Source organism: Streptomyces lycii (assembly GCF_009735685.1).
GTDB lineage: Bacteria > Actinomycetota > Actinomycetes > Streptomycetales > Streptomycetaceae > Streptomyces > Streptomyces lycii.
The window spans coordinates 1-18,151 of record NZ_WHPN01000321.1 but is presented as its reverse complement, the minus strand read 5'-3'; the positions used below and the strand labels follow the sequence as shown (position 1 = coordinate 18,151).

At 72.6% G+C, this 18,151-nt stretch carries 16 protein-coding genes; 9 read left to right on the top strand and 7 right to left on the bottom strand.

Translation table 11 applies throughout. The features are described from left to right. Nucleotides 1-18: 18 nt before the first annotated feature. Together GCU69_RS19980 and GCU69_RS19975 are read right to left on the bottom strand one after the other, a co-directional pair. Entirely contained in the window at nt 19-1,218 is a 1,200-nt protein-coding gene (locus GCU69_RS19980; RefSeq protein WP_098753564.1) for a right-handed parallel beta-helix repeat-containing protein, read from the bottom strand. Between the two features lie 276 nt (nt 1,219-1,494). Next, nucleotides 1,495-2,817 carry a THUMP-like domain-containing protein gene (locus GCU69_RS19975; protein WP_235978588.1) on the bottom strand — a complete coding sequence of 441 codons (1,323 nt, stop codon included), beginning with the start codon at nt 2,815-2,817 and terminating at the stop codon, nt 1,495-1,497. A gap of 70 nt (nt 2,818-2,887) precedes the next feature. Between GCU69_RS19975 and GCU69_RS19970 the strand changes: the two genes are divergently transcribed. The 4 genes from GCU69_RS19970 (at nt 2,888) to groL (ending at nt 7,182) form a co-directional block, all read left to right on the top strand. Next, entirely contained in the window at nt 2,888-4,171 is a 1,284-nt protein-coding gene (locus GCU69_RS19970) for a polysaccharide deacetylase family protein (RefSeq protein WP_156206784.1), read from the top strand. A 141-nt stretch (nt 4,172-4,312) separates the two neighbouring features. Next, on the top strand, nt 4,313-4,714 hold the full coding sequence (locus GCU69_RS19965) for a VOC family protein (RefSeq protein ID WP_098753567.1): 402 nt from the start codon (nt 4,313-4,315) through the stop codon (nt 4,712-4,714). A gap of 441 nt (nt 4,715-5,155) precedes the next feature. Next, nucleotides 5,156-5,464 (top strand): co-chaperone GroES, encoded by a 309-nt coding sequence (gene groES / locus GCU69_RS19960; protein ID WP_019329594.1) that lies wholly within the window; start codon nt 5,156-5,158, stop codon nt 5,462-5,464. A gap of 95 nt (nt 5,465-5,559) precedes the next feature. Continuing rightward, a complete protein-coding gene (gene groL / locus GCU69_RS19955; RefSeq protein WP_098753568.1) occupies nt 5,560-7,182 on the top strand; it encodes a chaperonin GroEL in 1,623 nt (540 codons plus the stop codon). Nucleotides 7,183-7,340: 158 nt separating this feature from the next. Here groL and GCU69_RS19950 read toward each other — a convergent pair whose 3' ends face one another. The 3 genes from GCU69_RS19950 to GCU69_RS19940 all read right to left on the bottom strand — a co-directional run bounded on the left by GCU69_RS19950 (nt 7,341) and on the right by GCU69_RS19940 (nt 10,707). Beyond that, nucleotides 7,341-8,126: an SDR family NAD(P)-dependent oxidoreductase gene (locus GCU69_RS19950; RefSeq protein WP_156206783.1), complete on the bottom strand. Its 786-nt coding sequence runs from the start codon at nt 8,124-8,126 to the stop codon at nt 7,341-7,343. A 22-nt stretch (nt 8,127-8,148) separates the two neighbouring features. Further along, complete coding sequence (locus GCU69_RS19945) at nt 8,149-9,669, bottom strand: multicopper oxidase family protein (RefSeq protein ID WP_156206782.1); 1,521 nt, start codon at nt 9,667-9,669, stop codon at nt 8,149-8,151. 333 nt (nt 9,670-10,002) lie between these two features. Next, a complete protein-coding gene (locus GCU69_RS19940; RefSeq protein ID WP_156206781.1) occupies nt 10,003-10,707 on the bottom strand; it encodes an MOSC domain-containing protein in 705 nt (234 codons plus the stop codon). Nucleotides 10,708-10,786: 79 nt separating this feature from the next. Between GCU69_RS19940 and GCU69_RS19935 the strand changes: the two genes are divergently transcribed. Then, nucleotides 10,787-11,866, top strand: a complete 1,080-nt coding sequence (locus tag GCU69_RS19935) for a LysR family transcriptional regulator (RefSeq protein WP_156206780.1) — start codon at nt 10,787-10,789, stop codon at nt 11,864-11,866. 235 nt (nt 11,867-12,101) lie between these two features. Here GCU69_RS19935 and GCU69_RS19930 read toward each other — a convergent pair whose 3' ends face one another. Next, on the bottom strand, nt 12,102-12,413 hold the full coding sequence (locus GCU69_RS19930) for a WhiB family transcriptional regulator (protein WP_098753574.1): 312 nt from the start codon (nt 12,411-12,413) through the stop codon (nt 12,102-12,104). Between the two features lie 346 nt (nt 12,414-12,759). Between GCU69_RS19930 and GCU69_RS19925 the strand changes: the two genes are divergently transcribed. The 4 genes from GCU69_RS19925 to GCU69_RS19910 all read left to right on the top strand — a co-directional run bounded on the left by GCU69_RS19925 (nt 12,760) and on the right by GCU69_RS19910 (nt 17,310). Beyond that, complete coding sequence (locus GCU69_RS19925) at nt 12,760-13,371, top strand: response regulator transcription factor (RefSeq protein WP_003948568.1); 612 nt, start codon at nt 12,760-12,762, stop codon at nt 13,369-13,371. A 246-nt stretch (nt 13,372-13,617) separates the two neighbouring features. Then, nucleotides 13,618-14,223, top strand: coding sequence for a sigma-70 family RNA polymerase sigma factor (locus GCU69_RS19920; protein WP_098753575.1), 606 nt, complete (start codon nt 13,618-13,620; stop codon nt 14,221-14,223). Nucleotides 14,224-14,595: 372 nt separating this feature from the next. Then, the gene (gene guaB, locus GCU69_RS19915; protein WP_098753576.1) at nt 14,596-16,098 is read left to right on the top strand and encodes an IMP dehydrogenase; all 1,503 of its coding nucleotides are present in this window, start codon (nt 14,596-14,598) and stop codon (nt 16,096-16,098) included. Between the two features lie 90 nt (nt 16,099-16,188). Continuing rightward, nucleotides 16,189-17,310: a GuaB3 family IMP dehydrogenase-related protein gene (locus GCU69_RS19910; protein WP_098753577.1), complete on the top strand. Its 1,122-nt coding sequence runs from the start codon at nt 16,189-16,191 to the stop codon at nt 17,308-17,310. A gap of 105 nt (nt 17,311-17,415) precedes the next feature. On the opposite strand, the gene GCU69_RS33065 is transcribed toward GCU69_RS19910, so the two are convergent. Beyond that, nucleotides 17,416-18,033: a hypothetical protein gene (locus GCU69_RS33065; RefSeq protein WP_098753578.1), complete on the bottom strand. Its 618-nt coding sequence runs from the start codon at nt 18,031-18,033 to the stop codon at nt 17,416-17,418. Between the last annotated feature and the right edge of the window lie 118 nt (nt 18,034-18,151).

Below are 18,151 nucleotides of genomic sequence, written 5' to 3'. Positions count from 1 at the left end.
GCGGTGTGGCGAACGGCGTCAGCAGATGTCCTGGCTGCCGCCCGACACGTTGTTGTTGCGGAACGTCGTGTTCTCGCCGCAGGGGCTCTCGCGGATCGACGTGCCCGTCACCGTGAGGTTCTGGATCGTGATGTCCCGGTTGTTCGCGAACTCCGAGCGGGCCGCCAGCCGGATCTCCCCGCCGCCCGACACGGTGCCGCTCTGCCCGGCGACCGTCACGTTGTAGCAGTTCTCGATGAGGATCGAGTTGTTCCCGGTGTTGGCGATGTCCACCCGGTCGATGACCGCCCCGCCGCTCTCCGAGACGCAGAAGATCCCGCGTCCGCCGCCGCGCGCGACGACCTGGCCGACGTGGATGTTGGTGGCGTAGCTGTCGCCGATCCGGCCGTTGCGGTTGGCCATGCGGAAGGCCGCGTAACCGGTGCCGCTGCCCGCGTTCTCGGCGTCGACCGTGCCGACCTCGGCGTTGGTGGTGTCGTTGAGCAGCAGCCCGGACTCGCCGACGTCGCGGGCGGTGACCGTGCCGACGGTGAGGTGGTCGACGCCGTACGTCTCGACCGCGTGCGAGCTGGCGCCCGAGACGTAGACGTTGTCCATCCGGATGTTCGACGACGGGTCGTTGCGGTCGCCGTGGTTGTCGACACGGATGCCGAGGCCGCTGGAGAGCCGCATGTCGATCTGGCCCAGGGTGAGGTTGTCGACGTTGCGGGCGAAGATGCCGTACAGCGGGCTGCCCGTGACCTTGAGGTTCTGGATTTCGATGTCCGTCTTGCCGCGGGCGTAGATCGGCGCCATGTCGCCGGAGCCCGAGCCGGTGACGTTGATCGTGCCGCACACGTCGAGCGTGGTGTAGCTGGGCAGGGAGAGCCGGGCGCCCGCGCTGATGTCGCCGGAGCCGCGGACGACGACGCGCTCCTTCGACGTGCGCCCCGAGGAGAGGCTGCCCACGGCCGCGCCCATCGCGTCGAGCATGCTGCCGCCGGTGTAGACGGTGCTGCCGCCGTTGCGGGCGGTCCAGGTGTTGCCGTCCTTCACGGCCTCCGCCTGGTACGAGCCGTCGCCGCAGGCCAGCGCCGCGCGCGGCGCGTCGGCGGTGCCGGTCTCCGACGCGCCGGCCGGGGACCACAGGGTCGTCACCATGGCGGCCGTCGTGAGCAGACCGGCGGCCAGTAAGGCCGGCTTGCGCTTCCTGAACGGTGTCGCGGTGTCGCTTCTCATGTTCGCGGCTCCTGTTGTGGGGGTGATGGAGGGGGAGCAGCGGTCAATGTAGTAAGCGCTTGCCGCTTTGTCAGTAGCGAGGGGCGGATCGTCCCAACAGCGGGGCTCAGCAAGCGATATCCGGACAGTGGCCGGTCGGTCCGAGGGGGGCGCGGGCGTTCTCTCCGGGGGAGGGGCTGTGGGAGAAGGGCTGTGCGCCCGCGCGGTCCGGACGCGGACACGGACGCGGACAGCCGCCCCGGTCCGGACGCGGACAGCCGACCGGTCCGGACGCGGTCAGCCGCGGACAGGGCGGCCGGTCAGCATCGCCGGAGCGCCCGCGACCCGGGTCAGGAAGACCGTCGCCGCGTTCGGCCCGCGCGGTTTGACCTTGCGGCGCAGTTCCTCCGGTTCGATCGCCGAGCCGCGCTTCTTCACCGTCAGATGGCCGACCTCGCGCTCGCGCAGCAGCGCCTTGAGCTTCTTCAGGTTGAACGGGAGCGCGTCGGTGATCTCGTACGGGGTCGCGTACGGCGTCGGGGTCGGCTCGTCGGCGGTGATGTACGCGATTGTCGGGTCGATCAGCCGCCCGCCCAGCGCCGCCGCCACGTCCGCCACCAGGTGCGCGCGGATGACCGCGCCGTCCGGCTCGTACAGGTAGCGGCCCACCGGGCCCGCCGGAGGGTCCGGAAGGCCGGTGCCGGCCAGGGAGGCGCCGGACGGCAGCAGGGTGGCGCGGCGGCCGCCCGGAACCGGGGCGGGGGTCCGGGCACCGTCGGCGGCCGGCCCGCCCGATCCGAATCCAACTCCAGGTCCAGCTCCGGTCCCGGATACGCCTGAGCCTGCGCCGCCGCCTGCTCCTGCGGGGTCGGCGGGCCCCGTGGCGAACCACAGCACTGCCTCCTTCACGTCCCCGCCGTCCGAGATCCACTCCGCCTCGGCGTCGTCCGGCACCGCCTCGTGCGGCACCCCCGGCGCGATCTTCAGCGCCGCGTACGGAGTCCGGCGCGCCGCCCCCACCGCCCAGGACAGCGGCGGCGAGTACGCCTCCGGGTCGAACACCCGTCCCCGGCCGCCCCGCCGTGCCGGATCGGCGAACACGGCGTCGTACGGCGACACGTCCACCTCGGTCACGTCCGCGCAGCGCACCTCGATCAGCCCGGCCAGACCCAGCGCCTCCGCGTTGGCCCGGGCCACCGCGCAGGTGAGGGGGTCCCGGTCGACCGCCAGCACCCGTATGCCGGCCCGCGCCAGCGCGATCGCGTCGCCGCCGATGCCGCAGCACAGGTCGGCGACGTGCCGTACGCCCAGGGCGGCGAACCGGCCGGCGCGGTACGTGGCGACGGAGGCGCGCGTCGCCTGCTCGACGCCGTTCGGGGTGAAGTACATCCGGTACGCGTCCCCGGGCCCGAACTTCGCCGCCGCCCGCTGCCGCAGCCGTGCCTGGCCGAGCGCCGCCGACACCAGCTCCGCCGGGTGCTCGCGGCGCAGCCGGGTGGCGGTGGCCAGCTCCCGCGCCGGGTCGTGGTCGCGGAGGCTGTCGAGGAGCCCCCGGCCCTCCGGGGTGAGCAGTGCGGCGAAGGCGTCGGCGGGGTCGTTCACCCGGACATTGTGGGCCATGCGGTGGGTGGCGGCCGGTGGCCGGGGTGTCGGGACGGACAGGTTCCCGGGCGCTGGCAGCATCCGGCCCATGGGATTTGTACGAAAAGACGACAAAAATGGGCGGGGGTGGACCACCCGGGCGCGCGCCGCCCCGGAACCGCACGGCCGGCCGCCGCACCGGCAGCCGCACCGGCACAACCCGCACCGCAAAGGGCCGCGGCGCCGGGCGCGCACCTCCGGTGTCGTCCTCGGCCTCGCGCTGGCCGGGATCGTCTCCGGCGCCTGTGCCCAGCCGCCCGAGGACGGCTGGCCCCCCGCGCCCGGCGTGCGGGACGACCGTGCCTCGGCCTCCGTGACCGACTCCCCGGCCTCCGTGACGGACCACCCCGCCTCCGCGCCCGGCTCCTCGGCGCCGGCGAGCGACGCCCCGGCCTCCGGCCCCGGCCGCTCGGCCCTCTCCGGCGGGGACGCCGAGCCGCCCGCCCGCGGCGACGGCGTCGCACCCCTCGCGGGCACGGCCCTCGCCCTGGCCGAGTCCGCCGAACGCATCCGGAAGGAGGCGGCAGCCCCCGGCAAGGGCACGGCCGGGGGCCGGGGGACCCCGAAGGGCCGGGGAACCCGGGCGGCCCCGGGCGACCCGGAGGATCCGGCGGACAGGGAGCGCCGCCGCGCCGCCGCCGAGAAGTGGGGACTCGCCGAGCCCCCGCTCCTCCCGCCCCCGCCGCCCCGGACCAAACCGGAGCTGCACACCCCGCCCGGCTTCCGCCGCGGCTCGGACATGACCGGGCTGCCCCATGTGATCGCCCGGGTCCCCACCGACGACCCGGTCGTCTTCCTCACCATCGACGACGGCGACCACAAGGACCCGCGCCTGCTGCGGATGCTGGACGAACTGGACGTACCGGTCTCGGCCTTCCTCTCGCACTATCTGATCCGTGACGGCTACGACTACTTCCGCACCCTGCGCGCCCAGGGCTCCCGCGTGCAGAACCACACGCTCGACCACCCCTATCTGACGTCCCTGTCCTACGCGGGCCAGCGCGAGCAGATCTGCGGCCAGCAGCGCCACCTGGAACGGGAGATCGGCGAGCGCCCGCGGCTGCTGCGCCCGCCCTACGGCGCCTACGACCGGGACACCCTGCGTGCCGCGACCGCCTGCGGCATCGACGTCGTACCGCTGTGGGCGGCGGAGGCGTTCCCCGGCCGGATGGAGTTCCGCGACGGGAAGCGGCTGCGGCCCGGTGACATCGTCCTCACCCATTTCCGGGGCCCGCGCGACTGGGACGGCACGATGCCCGACGTGGTGCGCCGGGTCCTGCGGACCGCCACCGGACAGGGGCTCGCGGTGGCGCTGTTGGAGGACTACGTCTGACGGCAGGACCGCCCGGGAAAATTCTTTCGAGTTCTTCCCCGGACACCGATGAGTTCCGCCGGGCCGCCCGGTCCATCCCCCCGTAGAGACCACACGGCGCACCCGGCACCGGAAGCGGCGCCCGAGAGAGAAGAGACGGCCATGGCCACGCAGATCTTCGTCAACCTTCCCGTCAAGGACCTCCAGCGCAGCAAGGACTTCTGGAGCGCCCTCGGCTATTCCGCGAACCCCCAGTTCTCCGACGAGAACGCGGCCAGCATCGTCATCTCCGACGAGATCTACGTGATGGTGATGACCGAGCCGTTCTTCAAGACGTTCACCAAGAAGGAGATCGCCGACGCCACGCGCACCACCGAGGCGATCAACTGCCTCGGGGTCGGCAGCCGGGCCGAGGTCGACCGGCTGGTGGACGCCGCGCTGGCCGCGGGAGGGTCCGCCTCGAACGAGACGATGGAGGAGGGCCCGATGTACGGCCGTTCCTTCCAGGACCCGGACGGCCACCTCTGGGAGGTCGTGTACATGGACATGTCGGCGATGCAGTGACGCGCGCGGGCGGACGGGCCGGCCTGCCCGCGTCCCGCTCGCTCCGACCCGTCCCGTCCCGTCCCGAGGGCAGGGAAACGGCCCGGCGCCCGGATTCTCGACCCGAGAACCCCGGCGCCGGGCCGTTTCCGTGCCCGCGTTCCGTGCCCGCGTTCCGTGCCCGCGTTCCGTGCCCGCGTTCCGTGCCCGCGCGGCCCGTGTCCGTGCCGCGGAACGCCCGCGTCCGTGCCGTGGTGCGCCCGTTCCAAAGACTCCGGGCCGCGCCGCGCTGGCACTCCGCTTGACCGAGTGCTAACCGCGTCATAGTCTCGGCGTTGGCACTCGGCATACACGAGTGCCAAACACAGCGACGGGCAGGTCCGGCACCCGCGACGACGGATTTACCCGGTCGCCACCTCAGACAGTTAACCCCGTGAGATCTCCGAAGGGGGAGGTCGGATCGTGACGACCGCCAGCTCCAAGGTTGCCATCAAGCCGCTCGAGGACCGCATCGTGGTCCAGCCGCTCGACGCCGAGCAGACCACGGCTTCGGGCCTGGTCATTCCGGACACTGCCAAGGAGAAGCCCCAGGAGGGCGTCGTCCTGGCCGTTGGCCCGGGCCGCTTCGAGGACGGCAACCGTCTTCCGCTCGACGTTTCCGTCGGCGATGTCGTGCTCTACAGCAAGTACGGCGGCACCGAGGTGAAGTACAACGGCGAGGAGTACCTCGTCCTCTCGGCTCGCGACGTGCTCGCGATCGTCGAGAAGTAATTCACTTCAGAAGTTTTTGATCTGCGCCCCGGCCTCCCCGTGTATGAACCACCGGGCGTCCGGGGCGCAGTTCGTCGAGAGGACTTGAAGCAACCATGGCTAAGATCCTGAAGTTTGACGAGGACGCCCGCCGCGCCCTCGAGCGCGGCGTCAACAAGCTCGCCGACACCGTCAAGGTCACCATCGGCCCCAAGGGCCGCAACGTGGTCATCGACAAGAAGTTCGGCGCCCCGACCATCACCAACGACGGCGTCACCATCGCCCGCGAGGTCGAGGTCGAGGACCCCTACGAGAACCTGGGCGCCCAGCTCGTCAAGGAGGTGGCGACCAAGACCAACGACATCGCGGGTGACGGCACCACCACCGCGACCGTGCTGGCCCAGGCGCTGGTCCGCGAGGGCCTGCGCAACGTCGCCGCCGGCGCCTCCCCGGCCGCCCTGAAGAAGGGCATCGACGCCGCGGTCAAGGCCGTCTCCGACGACCTGCTCGCCACCGCCAGCCCGATCGACTCCAAGGAGGACATCGCCGCGGTCGCCGGGCTGTCCGCCCAGGACAAGCAGGTCGGCGAGCTGATCGCCGAGGCGATGGACAAGGTCGGCAAGGACGGTGTCATCACCGTCGAGGAGTCCAACACCTTCGGCCTGGAGCTCGACTTCACCGAGGGCATGGCCTTCGACAAGGGCTACCTCTCGCCGTACATGGTGACCGACCAGGAGCGTATGGAGGCCGTTCTCGACGACCCGTACATCCTGATCCACCAGGGCAAGATCTCCTCCATCCAGGACCTGCTGCCGCTGCTGGAGAAGGTCATCCAGGCCGGCTCCTCCAAGCCGCTGCTGATCGTCGCCGAGGATGTCGAGGGCGAGGCGCTCTCCACCCTCGTCGTCAACAAGATCCGCGGCACCTTCAACGCCGTCGCCGTCAAGGCGCCCGGCTTCGGTGACCGCCGCAAGGCGATGCTCGGCGACATGGCCACCCTCACCGGTGCGACCGTCATCGCCGAGGAGGTCGGCCTCAAGCTCGACCAGGCCGGTCTCGACGTGCTGGGCTCCGCCCGCCGCGTCACGGTCACCAAGGACGACACCACCATCGTCGACGGTGCCGGCAAGGCCGAGGACGTGCAGGGCCGGATCGCCCAGATCAAGGGCGAGATCGAGACCACGGACTCCGACTGGGACCGCGAGAAGCTCCAGGAGCGCCTCGCGAAGCTGGCCGGCGGCGTGTGCGTGATCAAGGTCGGTGCCGCGACCGAGGTCGAACTCAAGGAGAAGAAGCACCGTCTGGAGGACGCCATCTCCGCGACCCGCGCCGCGGTCGAGGAGGGCATCGTCTCCGGTGGTGGCTCCGCGCTCGTCCACGCCGCGAAGGTGCTCGACGGCTCGCTGGGCAAGCAGGACGACGAGGCCACCGGTGTCGCCGTGGTGCGCCGCGCCGTCGTCGAGCCGCTCCGCTGGATCGCCGAGAACGCCGGCCTCGAGGGCTACGTCATCACCTCGAAGGTCGCCGAGCTGGAGAAGGGCCACGGCTACAACGCCGCGACCGGCGAGTACGGCGACCTGGTGAAGGCCGGCGTCATCGACCCGGTCAAGGTCACCCGCTCCGCCCTGGAGAACGCCGCCTCCATCGCCTCCCTGCTGCTCACGACCGAGACCCTGGTCGTCGAGAAGCCGGAGGAGGAGGAGCCGGCCGCCGCCGGCGGTCACGGCCACTCGCACTGAGTGAGCCGCCGCTGACCGGAACGTACGAAGCCGGCACCCCCTCCGCGGGGGTGCCGGCTTCGGCGCGTCCGCGGAGGGGGCGCCCGCTGCCCCGCCCGGCCGCCGGGCTGCCGGCCCCGGGCTGCTCAGTCCTGCTGCACCCGGCTGCCCGGCCCCGGCTACTTCGCCCGGTACTGCGGCCCGTACTTGCGGCCCGCCCGGGACGTCACACCGCCCAGCAGCCCGCGCGGCGCCAGCTTCACCAGGCCGTTGATGACCTTGTAGCGCGGGTCCGGGATGCTCAGGGTCTTGCCCTGCGCGTAGTCCTTCAGCCCCGCCTCGACCACCCGGTCCGCGTCCAGCCACATCCAGCCGGGGATGTTCCCCGTGCCCATCCCGGCCCGCTGGTGGAACTCCGTACGGACGAATCCCGGGCACAGCGCCATCAGCCGGACCCCCGAGCCCGCCACGTCCCGGGCCGCGCCCTGGGTGAACTGGACCACCCACGCCTTGCTCGCGCCGTACGTCCCGCGCGGCACGAACGCCGCCACCGACGCCAGGTTGATCACGCCGCCGCGCCCCCGGTCCCGCATCCCGGACACCGCCTCGGTCGTCAGCCGCAGCACCGCCTCGACATGCACCTTGAGCATGGTCAGCTCGTCGGCGACCGGGACGTCGAGGAAGGCGCCCTTGTGCCCGAAGCCCGCGTTGTTGACCAGCAGGTCCACGGGGTGGGCGTGGTCGTTCAGCCGGGCGCCGACCGCGTCGATCCCCCCGTCCGACGCGAGGTCCGCGGGCAGCACGCCCACCTCGACACCGTGCCGGTCGTGCAGCTCGCCGGCCTGCTCGCGGAGCCGCTTCCCGTCCCGGGCGACCAGCACGAGGCTGTGCCCGTCGGCGGCCAGCCGCCGGGCGAACGCGGCACCGATGCCTGCCGTCGCCCCGGTAATCAACGCAGTCGTCATGAGGGCACGGTATCCGCCCCGCTCAGTGGCCGCCGTGCGGGTCCGGGGCGTCGACCGTGCCCGGCCGCCCGCCCTTCTCCACCACCACGAACTGCCCCATCATTCCCCGGTCCTCGTGGCGCAGCAGATGGCAGTGGTACATGTACGGAGTGTCCGGATCGGCCGGTCCGTCGAAGGCCACCGCCAGCCGCACCGACCTCCCGCCCGGCATGTGCACGGTGTCCTTCGGGCCGCGCAGCTCCGGCGGCGGCTCGCGGCCGTCCACCGAGAGCACCCGGAACCGCACGTCGTGCACGTGGAAGTTGTGCGGGACACCGTCCTCGTTGGTGACCTTCCAGATCTCCGTGGTGCCGCGGGTGACGGCGAAGTCGATCCGGTCCATCGCCATCTCGCGGCCGTTGATCCCGGACGTCCGCAGCCCGAAGTCCCGTGTCCGCACGGCGTCACCGCCGTCCGGGAGACCGGGCCGGACCAGCTCGCCGGGCAGCGCGGGGGAGTCCCGGAGCGTCCCGGCCGCGCGCAACTGGAGCACGTCGAAGGAGTCGTCGTTGCCGTTGAACCGGTCCTGCCAGGCGTCGCCGCCGTCGTGCGGGAAGCTGCGCAGCACCGTCCGTCCGCCCGGCCGCATCCGCAGCACGATCTCCGCCCGCTCGCCCGGTGACATCTCCAGCCGGCTCAGCCCGACGGGCCTCTCCAGCAGCCCGCCGTCCGTGCCGACGAGGGAGAAGTCCCGGCCGTCCGCGAAGCCGAAGGAGTAGACGCGGGCGCTGGAGGCGTTGACCAGCCGCAGCCGTACGGCCTCGTCCCGGACCTCGTGGTACGGCGCGAGAGTGCCGTTGACCATGGTCCGGTCGCCGAGGGACCCGGAGTTGGACATCAGCGGCTGACCGTCGTCGAACCGGTCCCCGTCGAAGCGGACGTCCTGCACGATCACGGGGATGTCGTCCACGCCGTAGTCGTCGGGCAGCTTCAGGTCCGCCGAGCGTTCGTCGTCCAGGATGAACATCCCGGCCAGTCCGCGCCGCACGTGTTTCGCGGTCGCGCCGTGCGGATGCGGGTGGTACCAGAGCGTCGCTGCGGGCTGGTCGACCTCCCAGGCCGGCGACCACCGGCCGCGCGGCGGCACCATCTGGTGCGGGCCGCCGTCCATCCGGGCGGGCAGCCGCATGCCGTGCCAGTGGACGGTGGACGCCTCCGGCAGCTCGTTGCGTACGTTGACGAGGACCCGCTCGCCGCGCTTCGCGCGCAGCGTCGGCCCGAGGTGGTCACCGTTGAAGCCCCAGGTCGGCGTCGAGCGGCCGGGGCGGAACTCCTTGCTGCCCGTGCGCATGGACAGGTCGAACACCCGCCGCCCCCGATCGTCAACGCGCGACTCGGCGAGCGGCGGGACGGCGAGCTTCTCGTCGAAGTCCACCCGGCCGGCCGTGTGAACGTCCGCGGTGGTCCACAGCCAGGTGACGGCGCCGGCGAACACCAGGACGAGAGCCAGGGCGGCCGAGCCGAGGACGAGCAGCACACGGCGGAGGGTTCTTCGCAAGGACATGCCAACATGCTCGCGATCCGGCTCCGCCCGGCCATCGGGGCGAGCCCCCACCGGACCCCGGACCGTCCCGGATCCGGGACTCGGGGTACCACCGCAGGCGCACGGCCGCACCGGGGACGGGCGGGGGCGGAGGCCGGGGACAGGCGGTGCGCGCCGGGACCGGGCGGAGGGCGGGGGAGAAGCGGTGCGCGCCGGGACGGGGCGCGGGCGGAGGCCGCGGAACGGTGGTGCGGGCGGGTTCGCGGGAGGCGGAGGCGGGGGAGCGGCGCGGCGGCGGGCCGGGACGGCGCCGCCGCCGCTTCGGTTCGGGACGGGTTCGGGACGCGTCGTCGTTCAGGACGCGTGCTCGCCCGCGTACCTGCGTGCCTCCGCGAGGGCCTCCGGGTGCAGGGCGTCGCCCGCGGCGAGGATCCGCGGCAGCAGTTCGCGTTCGAGGGTCTCGGCGCGGAAGAGGAACGACACGGTCACCTCGTGCTCCGGCCGGTGCTCGACGCGGACCGGGTCGCCCACCCGGATCGAACCGGGCTCGACGACCCGCAGATACGCCCCGGGGGCCGCGGCGCGGGTGAACCGCTTCACCCAGCCCGCCCCCGGCCGCCCGCCCTTCGCCGGCAGGACACCCATCTCGCCGAGTTCGCCCTGGAAGGTCAGACACGGGATGCGGGCCGCGCACACCTCCAGCAGCAGATCCGGGCCGACCCGCCAGCGCTCGCCGATCAGCGCGCCGTTCACGTCGACGCCGGTGGTGGTGAGGTTCTCGCCGAACGAGCCGTTCGGCAGCGGGCGGCCCAGCTCGGCCTCCCAGCCGTCGAGGTCCTCGCGGGCGAAGGCGTAGACGGCCTGGTCGTTGCCGCCGTGGTGCCGCAGGTCGCACACCGAGTCCCCGGCGAGACCGCTGCCGCCGGTGCCCTTCGGGCCCGGCGCGGCGACGGCGACCGGGCCCTCGACGGGCTGCTTGCGGATTCCGGTCACCCCCTGCGCCTGGTCGGTGTGGTCGGAGCGGTGGGGACGGCCCACGTTGACGGAGAGAAGACGCATGCCGGGAACGCTAACCGGCTGCCTGCGGCGCATGCGAGGGAATTATGGCTGGTGTCAAAGCTCGACTTATGGTTGAGAGGTGATCGAGGCCCGTCATCTGAGAGTGCTCCGCGCCGTCGCCGCCTGCGGCTCCTTCTCCGCCGCCGCCCGCGAGCTGGGCTGCACCCAGCCCGCGGTCAGCCAGCAGATGCGCGCCCTGGAGCAGTCCGCGGGCACCCCACTGCTCCTCCGCAGCGGCCGGGACACCCGGCTGACCCAGGCCGGCGAGGCGCTGCTGCGGCACGCGGCCGGGGTGCTGGCGGGACTGGCGGCCGCCGAGGAGGAGGTCGCGGCGATCGCGGGGCTGCGGGCGGGCCGGGTCCGGCTGGTGTCGTTCCCCAGCGGCAGCTCGGCGCTGGTTCCAGGTGCGCTCGCGGCGCTGCGCGCCGGGCATCCCGGCATCGAGGTCTCACTGGTGGAGGCGGAGCCCCCGCGGTCGGTGGACATGCTCCGGTCGGGTGATTGCGACATCGCGCTGGCCTTCCGTTATCCGCAGGCGGCGGCGCCGTCCGGGGACCGCGCCGGGCGCGGCGGAGGGGCCTCCTCCGCCGCCGCCGCTGCGGCCGGGCGCGGAGCGGGCGAGGGGCCGGGACCGGGCGCCGGGGCCGGCGGCGGTACGCGGGACGCGGGCTGGGAGGGCCTGGTGGCGCGGCCGCTGCTGACCGACCGGCTGGTGGCCGTGCTCCCGGACGGCCACCGGTGTGCCGGGGCGGGCCGGGTCGGGCTCGCCGAGCTGGCGGAGGAGACCTGGATCGCGGGCTGTCCGCGGTGCCGCAGTCATCTGGTCGAGGTCTGCGAGGGCACGGGCTTCACGCCGCGGATCGACTTCGCGACGGACGACTACCCGGCCGTCGTCGGGCTGGTCGGTGCCGGGCTCGGAGTGGCGGTGCTGCCGGAGCTGGCGCTGGCCTCCGTACGCCCGCGGGGTGTGGTGACGCTGCCGGTGGAGCCCGCGGTGCGGCGGGAGGTCGTCGCGCTCACACTGCCGGACCTGGAGCGGGTGCCCGCGGTGGCGGCGATGCTCGACCGGCTGGAATCGGCGGCGGCAAGGGAAGCGTCGGCGGGCGCGGAATCGGCGGCGGGCCGGGAAGCGGCGGCGGGCCGGGAAGCGGCGGGCTGACGAGACGCCCGGGGCCGCGGAGGTCCGGCCGGGTGCCGTGCCGTCATCCGTGCCGTGTCCCGGCGTTCACGTGCCGTGTCGTGGTGCCGTGCCGCGGGCTGCCGCGCAGTGGTGCCGTGCCGCGCGGTGACCTGCCGTTACGTGCTGTAGAGCCCCGTTGCGTGACCTGCCGGGCGAGGGCGTCCCGACTGATCTGCTGAAACGTTTCTTCTCCCCCGTGCCGCGGTTTCGGTGGTCAGCTGGGCGGGCCGCTGGTGGTGACGAGCCGGTTCCGGGCCCTTCCCATCAGTTCCTCGCGTTCGTCCTCGGTCAGGCCGCCCCAGACGCCGTACGGCTCCCGTACCGCGAGGGCGTGTGCCGCGCACTGGGCGCGCACGGGGCAGCGCATGCAGACCTCCTTCGCCGAGGTCTCGCGTGCGCTGCGGGCCGCGCCGCGCTCCCCTTCCGGGTGGAAGAAGAGTGAGCTGTCGACCCCGCGGCAGGCAGCCAGCAGCTGCCAGTCCCACAGGTCGGCGTTGGGCCCGGGAAGGCGGGAGAAATCTGCCATGGCTCATCTCCTCGGGGTGTGCGGTACGGCTACAGTGCCCACGACCGTACATCTGATGTGTAACCACCTGAAAATATGACTCATTGCGAATCTAGCTACCATCACCGTCAATGCCGCAGAAAAGGCTCCAAATAGGGCATGGTTCGGTCGGAGGCCCTGGTCAGAGACGGAGAGTGTGCCCGTAACTCTTTCGGGTGACCGTCGTTGAAGGGGCGGAGGCGGTTGACCGGACAAGCGCCCGGACTCATGTCCGAGGTGCGGCCGACCGCCCAGGTGACGAATCCGTACCAGCCTGGAGGCTCAAGGTGACGCGCAGCAGCTGTGAGAGCGGCGGAGGGCAAGAGTCATGACATCCGTCCTCGTCTGCGACGATTCCCCGCTTGCCCGAGAGGCGCTGCGCCGCGCGGTCGCGACCGTGCCCGGCGTCGAGCGCGTGACGACGGCTGCCAACGGCGAGGAGGTGCTCCGCCGCTGGGGCGCCGACCGCTCGGACCTGATTCTGATGGACGTACGCATGCCCGGGCTGGGCGGCGTCGAGACCGTGCGCAGACTGCTCTCGGCCGACCCCGGCGCCCGGATCATCATGCTCACGGTCGCGGAGGACCTCGACGGGGTCGCGCTGGCCGTCGCCGCGGGCGCCCGCGGTTATCTGCACAAGGACGCCTCGCGCGCCGAGCTGAGGGCCACCGTGACACAGGCGCTCGCGGACCCGACCTGGCGGCTGGCCCCGCGGCGGCTGCGGTCCGCCGAGATGGGCGCGGCCCCGACCCTCACGGCCCGCGAGATCCAGGTCCTGGAAGGCATGAGCCACGGCCGGTCGAACGCCGAGATCGGCCGTGAGCTGTTTCTTTCGGAGGACACGGTCAAGACGCACGCCCGCCGTCTGTTCAAGAAGCTCGGCGCCTCGGACCGCGCCCACGCCGTCGCCCTCGGCTTCCGCTGGGGCCTGGTCCGCTGACGGTGCGCGCCCTGTGGTCCTCGCCCGCCGACGGCGGGCGAGGGCGCACCACTTGCGGACGCGACCGGGGTCACGTCCCCGTTTCGCGCGACCTGGCGCATCCTTGGGGGTATGGAGTTCCTCGGGGACGGCTCGGTCGGGGGGAGGGCGCAGGACATGGCAACCGGCGCGCCCGCTCATAACGCTTCGATGCACAACTACGGACGCGGTGCCGCGGAAGGTCCGGGGCCAAGGCACCATGGACCGATGCGCAACGACGAGAAGCCGGGGTCTGTCATGACCGGAGGCGACCTGGGGGAGATCGGCTCCCTCGTCCGGCGCGCGGCGGACGGCGACGAGCGGGCCACCGACGACCTGCTGGCCTTCGTGCACCCGCTCGCCCTGCGCTACTGCCGCACCCGCCTCTCCCGGCTGCCCGGTGACGCCCGGCACTTCGTCGACGACCTGGCGCAGGAGGTCTGCCTCGCGGTGCTCTGCGCGCTGCCGCGCTACCGCGACACCGGCAGACCCTTCGAGGCGTTCGTCTTCGCCATCGCCGCGCACAAGGTCGCCGATCTGCAGCGCGCCGCGATGCGCGGCCCCGGCAGCACCGCGGTGCCCTCCGACGAGATGCCGGAGCAGCCGGACGACTCGCTGGGGCCGGAGGAGCGGGCCCTGCTGAACAGCGACGCCGCCTGGGCCAAGAAGTTGCTCGCCAATCTTCCGCAGAACCAGCGCGAGCTGGTGCTGCTGCGGGTCGCCGTCGGGCTGACCGCCGAGGAGACCGGGCATCTGCTCGGGATGTCGCCCGGCGCGGTCCGGGTCGCCCAGCACCGCGCGCTGAGCCGGCTCCGGGCGCTCGCCGAGCAGTGACGGCCCGGCCGGCGCACGGTCCCGGCCGCCCCGGCCTCGACCCCGGCAGCCCCGGCCTCGACCCCGGCAGCCCCGGACCGGCAATCCCGGAGCCGCACGGCCCCGGTGTCCGGCCCCGGTGTCCGGCCCCGGCAGCCCCCGGCCGGGAACAGTGGCAGCCGGACGAGCACCGGTCGGCCCGGTCGACGAACAACCGGCGGCCCCGGCCGGGAACAGCGGCAGCCCGGAGGGCGGAACGGCCGCCCCCGCGAGCGCACGGCCGGGCAGGGTGACCCGTACCTCCCCGTGGGAGCGCACGCACCGGAATGGCGCACCTCCGAATCCCGTTAGCATGGGAAATCCGCGCTGGGCAAGAGCACTGGGGAAGGTGTCATGACTGACAACGTCGACGGAATGCCCGAAAAATTCGCAATGCTCGGGCTGACATACGACGATGTGCTCCTGCTGCCGGGTGCGTCCGAGGTCGTCCCGAACGCGGTCGACACCGGGTCCCGGGTCTCCCGGAACGTCCGCGTCAACATCCCGCTCGTATCGGCGGCCATGGACAAGGTCACCGAGGCCCGGATGGCCATCGCCATGGCCCGGCAGGGCGGCGTCGGCGTGCTGCACCGCAATCTCTCCATCGAGGACCAGGCCAACCAGGTCGATCTGGTGAAACGTTCCGAGTCCGGCATGGTGACCGACCCGATCACCGTCCGGCCCGACGCCACCCTGCACGACGCCGACGCCCTCTGCTCGAAGTTCCGGATCAGCGGCGTGCCCGTCACCGACGCCGCGGGCAAGCTGCTCGGCATCGTCACCAACCGCGACATGGCCTTCGAGATGGACCGCAGCCGCCAGGTCCGCGAGGTCATGACCCCGATGCCGCTGGTCACCGGCAAGGTCGGGATCTCCGGCCAGGACGCCATGGAGCTGCTCCGCCGGCACAAGATCGAGAAGCTGCCGCTGGTCGACGACGCCGGCGTCCTCAAGGGCCTGATCACGGTCAAGGACTTCGTCAAGGCCGAGCAGTACCCGAACGCCGCGAAGGACGCCGAGGGCCGGCTGCTCGTCGGCGCCGCGGTGGGCGTGGGCGACGAGGCGTACGCCCGGGCGCAGGCCCTGGTGGAGGCCGGCACCGATTTCCTGGTCGTGGACAGCGCGCACGGCCACAGCCGCGGCATCCTCGACATGATCGCCAAGATCAAGTCCAACATCGACGTGGACGTGGTCGGCGGCAACGTCGCCACCCGGGACGGCGCGCAGGCGCTCATCGACGCCGGCGTGGACGGTGTGAAGGTCGGCGTGGGCCCCGGCTCCATCTGCACCACCCGCGTCATCGCGGGCATCGGCGTACCGCAGGTCACCGCGATCCACGAGGCCGCCCGCGCCTGCCACGCCGCCGGGGTGCCGCTCATCGGCGACGGCGGCCTCCAGCACAGCGGCGACATCGCGAAGGCAATCGCCGCCGGCGCGGACACCGTGATGCTGGGCAGCCTGCTCGCGGGCTGCGAGGAGTCGCCGGGTGAGATGGTCTTCATCAACGGCAAGCAGTTCAAGTCGTACCGCGGGATGGGCTCGCTCGGCGCGATGCAGTCGCGCGGCCAGGGCCGTTCCTACTCCAAGGACCGCTACTTCCAGGACAACGTGCTCTCCGAGGACAAGCTCGTCCCCGAGGGCATCGAGGGCCAGGTGCCCTACCGCGGGCCGCTCGGCTCCGTCGCGCACCAGCTCATCGGCGGTCTGCGCGCCTCCATGGGCTATGTCGGCTCGGCGGACATCCCCGAGCTGAAGGAGAAGGGCCGGTTCGTCCGGATCACCGCCGCGGGCCTCAAGGAGAGCCACCCGCACGACGTCCAGATGGTCACCGAGGCCCCGAACTACAACCGGCGCTAGCCGTTCCGCGAACGTCCGGAGACCGCCTCGGCCGGCCGCCGCGCGCTCGGGGATACTGGGACGGCAGACTGCTTCAGGAAAGGCCAATTCGTGACTGAGATCGAGATCGGGCGTGGCAAGCGCGGCCGCAAGGCGTACGCGTTCGACGACATCGCCGTGGTGCCGAGCCGCCGTACCCGGGACCCGAAGGAGGTCTCGATCGCCTGGCAGATCGACGCCTACCGCTTCGAGCTGCCGTTCCTGGCCGCCCCGATGGACTCCGTCGTCTCGCCGCGCACGGCGATCCGCATCGGTGAGTTGGGCGGCCTCGGCGTGCTCAACCTGGAGGGGCTCTGGACCCGCTACGAGGACCCGGAGCCGCTGCTCGCCGAGATCGCCGAGCTGGACGAGCGCACCGCGACCCGGCGCATGCAGGAGATCTACGCCGCCCCGATCCAGGAGGACCTGATCGGGCAGCGCATCAAGGAGGTGCGCGACTCCGGTGTCATCACCGCCGCCGCGCTCTCCCCGCAGCGCACCGCCCAGTTCTCCAAGGCCGTGGTGGACGCCGGGGTCGACATCTTCGTCATCCGCGGCACGACGGTCTCCGCCGAGCACGTGTCCGGTGCGGCCGAGCCGCTGAACCTCAAGCAGTTCATCTACGAGCTGGACGTGCCGGTGATCGTCGGCGGCTGCGCCACCTACACCGCCGCGCTGCACCTGATGCGCACCGGCGCGGCCGGTGTGCTCGTCGGCTTCGGCGGCGGCGCCGCGCACACCACCCGCAACACGCTCGGCATCCAGGTGCCGATGGCGACCGCCGTCGCCGATGTGGCCGCCGCCCGCCGGGACTACCTCGACGAGTCCGGCGGCCGGTACGTCCATGTCATCGCCGACGGCGGCGTGGGCTGGAGCGGTGACCTGCCGAAGGCGGTGGCCTGCGGTGCGGACGCCGTGATGATGGGCTCGCCGCTGGCGCGCGCGACGGACGCCCCGGGCCGCGGCCACCACTGGGGCATGGAGGCCGTGCACGACGAGGTGCCGCGCGGCAAGCGGATGAACCTCGGCGCGGTCGGCACCACGGAGGAGATCCTGCTCGGCCCCTCGCACATCCCGGACGGGTCGATGAACTTCTTCGGCGCGCTGCGCCGGGCGATGGCGACGACGGGCTACTCCGACCTCAAGGAGTTCCAGCGGGTCGAGGTGACGGTCGCCCCGTCCCGCCACAGCTAGCCACGCGGACCCCTCACGCACACGGCGGCCCGGACCACGATGNGTGTGGTGCGGGCCGTGCGGCCGGTGCCGTCCCGGGGCCCGCGGGTCCCGGGACGGCCGCCGTCAGCTGCCGGTCTTCTTGGCGATGCTGAACGCCGCGGCGCCGCCCAGGGCGTAGAAGAGGTAGTCGATGGCCTCCAGCTCGCTCTTCAGTGCCTCGTTGATGTCACCGAAGTGGTCGATGAGGACGTCGAAGAAGCCGGGGGCGCCGGGGATGTCGCTGAACGCCATGGCGAGGCCGAAGACCTGGCCGAGGTAGACGCTCAGCAGGCCCAGCGCGATGCCCAGGAACGGCAGGACCGTGTTGCGCCCGCCGAGCTTGCCGAGGGCGAGGCCGATCAGCGCGCCGGTACCGGCCGCCAGATAGCCGATCTGGACCTCGGCCTCCTTGAGGATGAAGCCGTAGACCACCGCGCCGACGAGCATCGCGACGATGCCGGCGCCGATCGCCAGGCCGGCGTTGCCCTGGCGTCCCGCGGGCGGCGGCGGGGGCGGGAAGCCGCCCTGGTCACCGGGGAAGCCGCCGGGCCGGCCGCCCGGCTGGGGCTGCTGGGGCGGGTAGCCGTAACCACCGGGCTGCTGGGGCTGCTGGCCGTAGGGGTTCTGTCCCGGCTGCTGCGGCTGCTGGGCGTACGGATTCTGGCCGGGCTGCTGCGGCTGCTGCTGCCAGGGCTGGCTCATGGTTCCCCCGGGGATGAAGTTTTTTCGGTCCGGTGACCGAACGACTGGAATGCGGCCCTGAGGCTAACAGCAGCCGCTGACCGTGCGGCAATGGCTTTCCCCGCGCCGTGACAAGGCT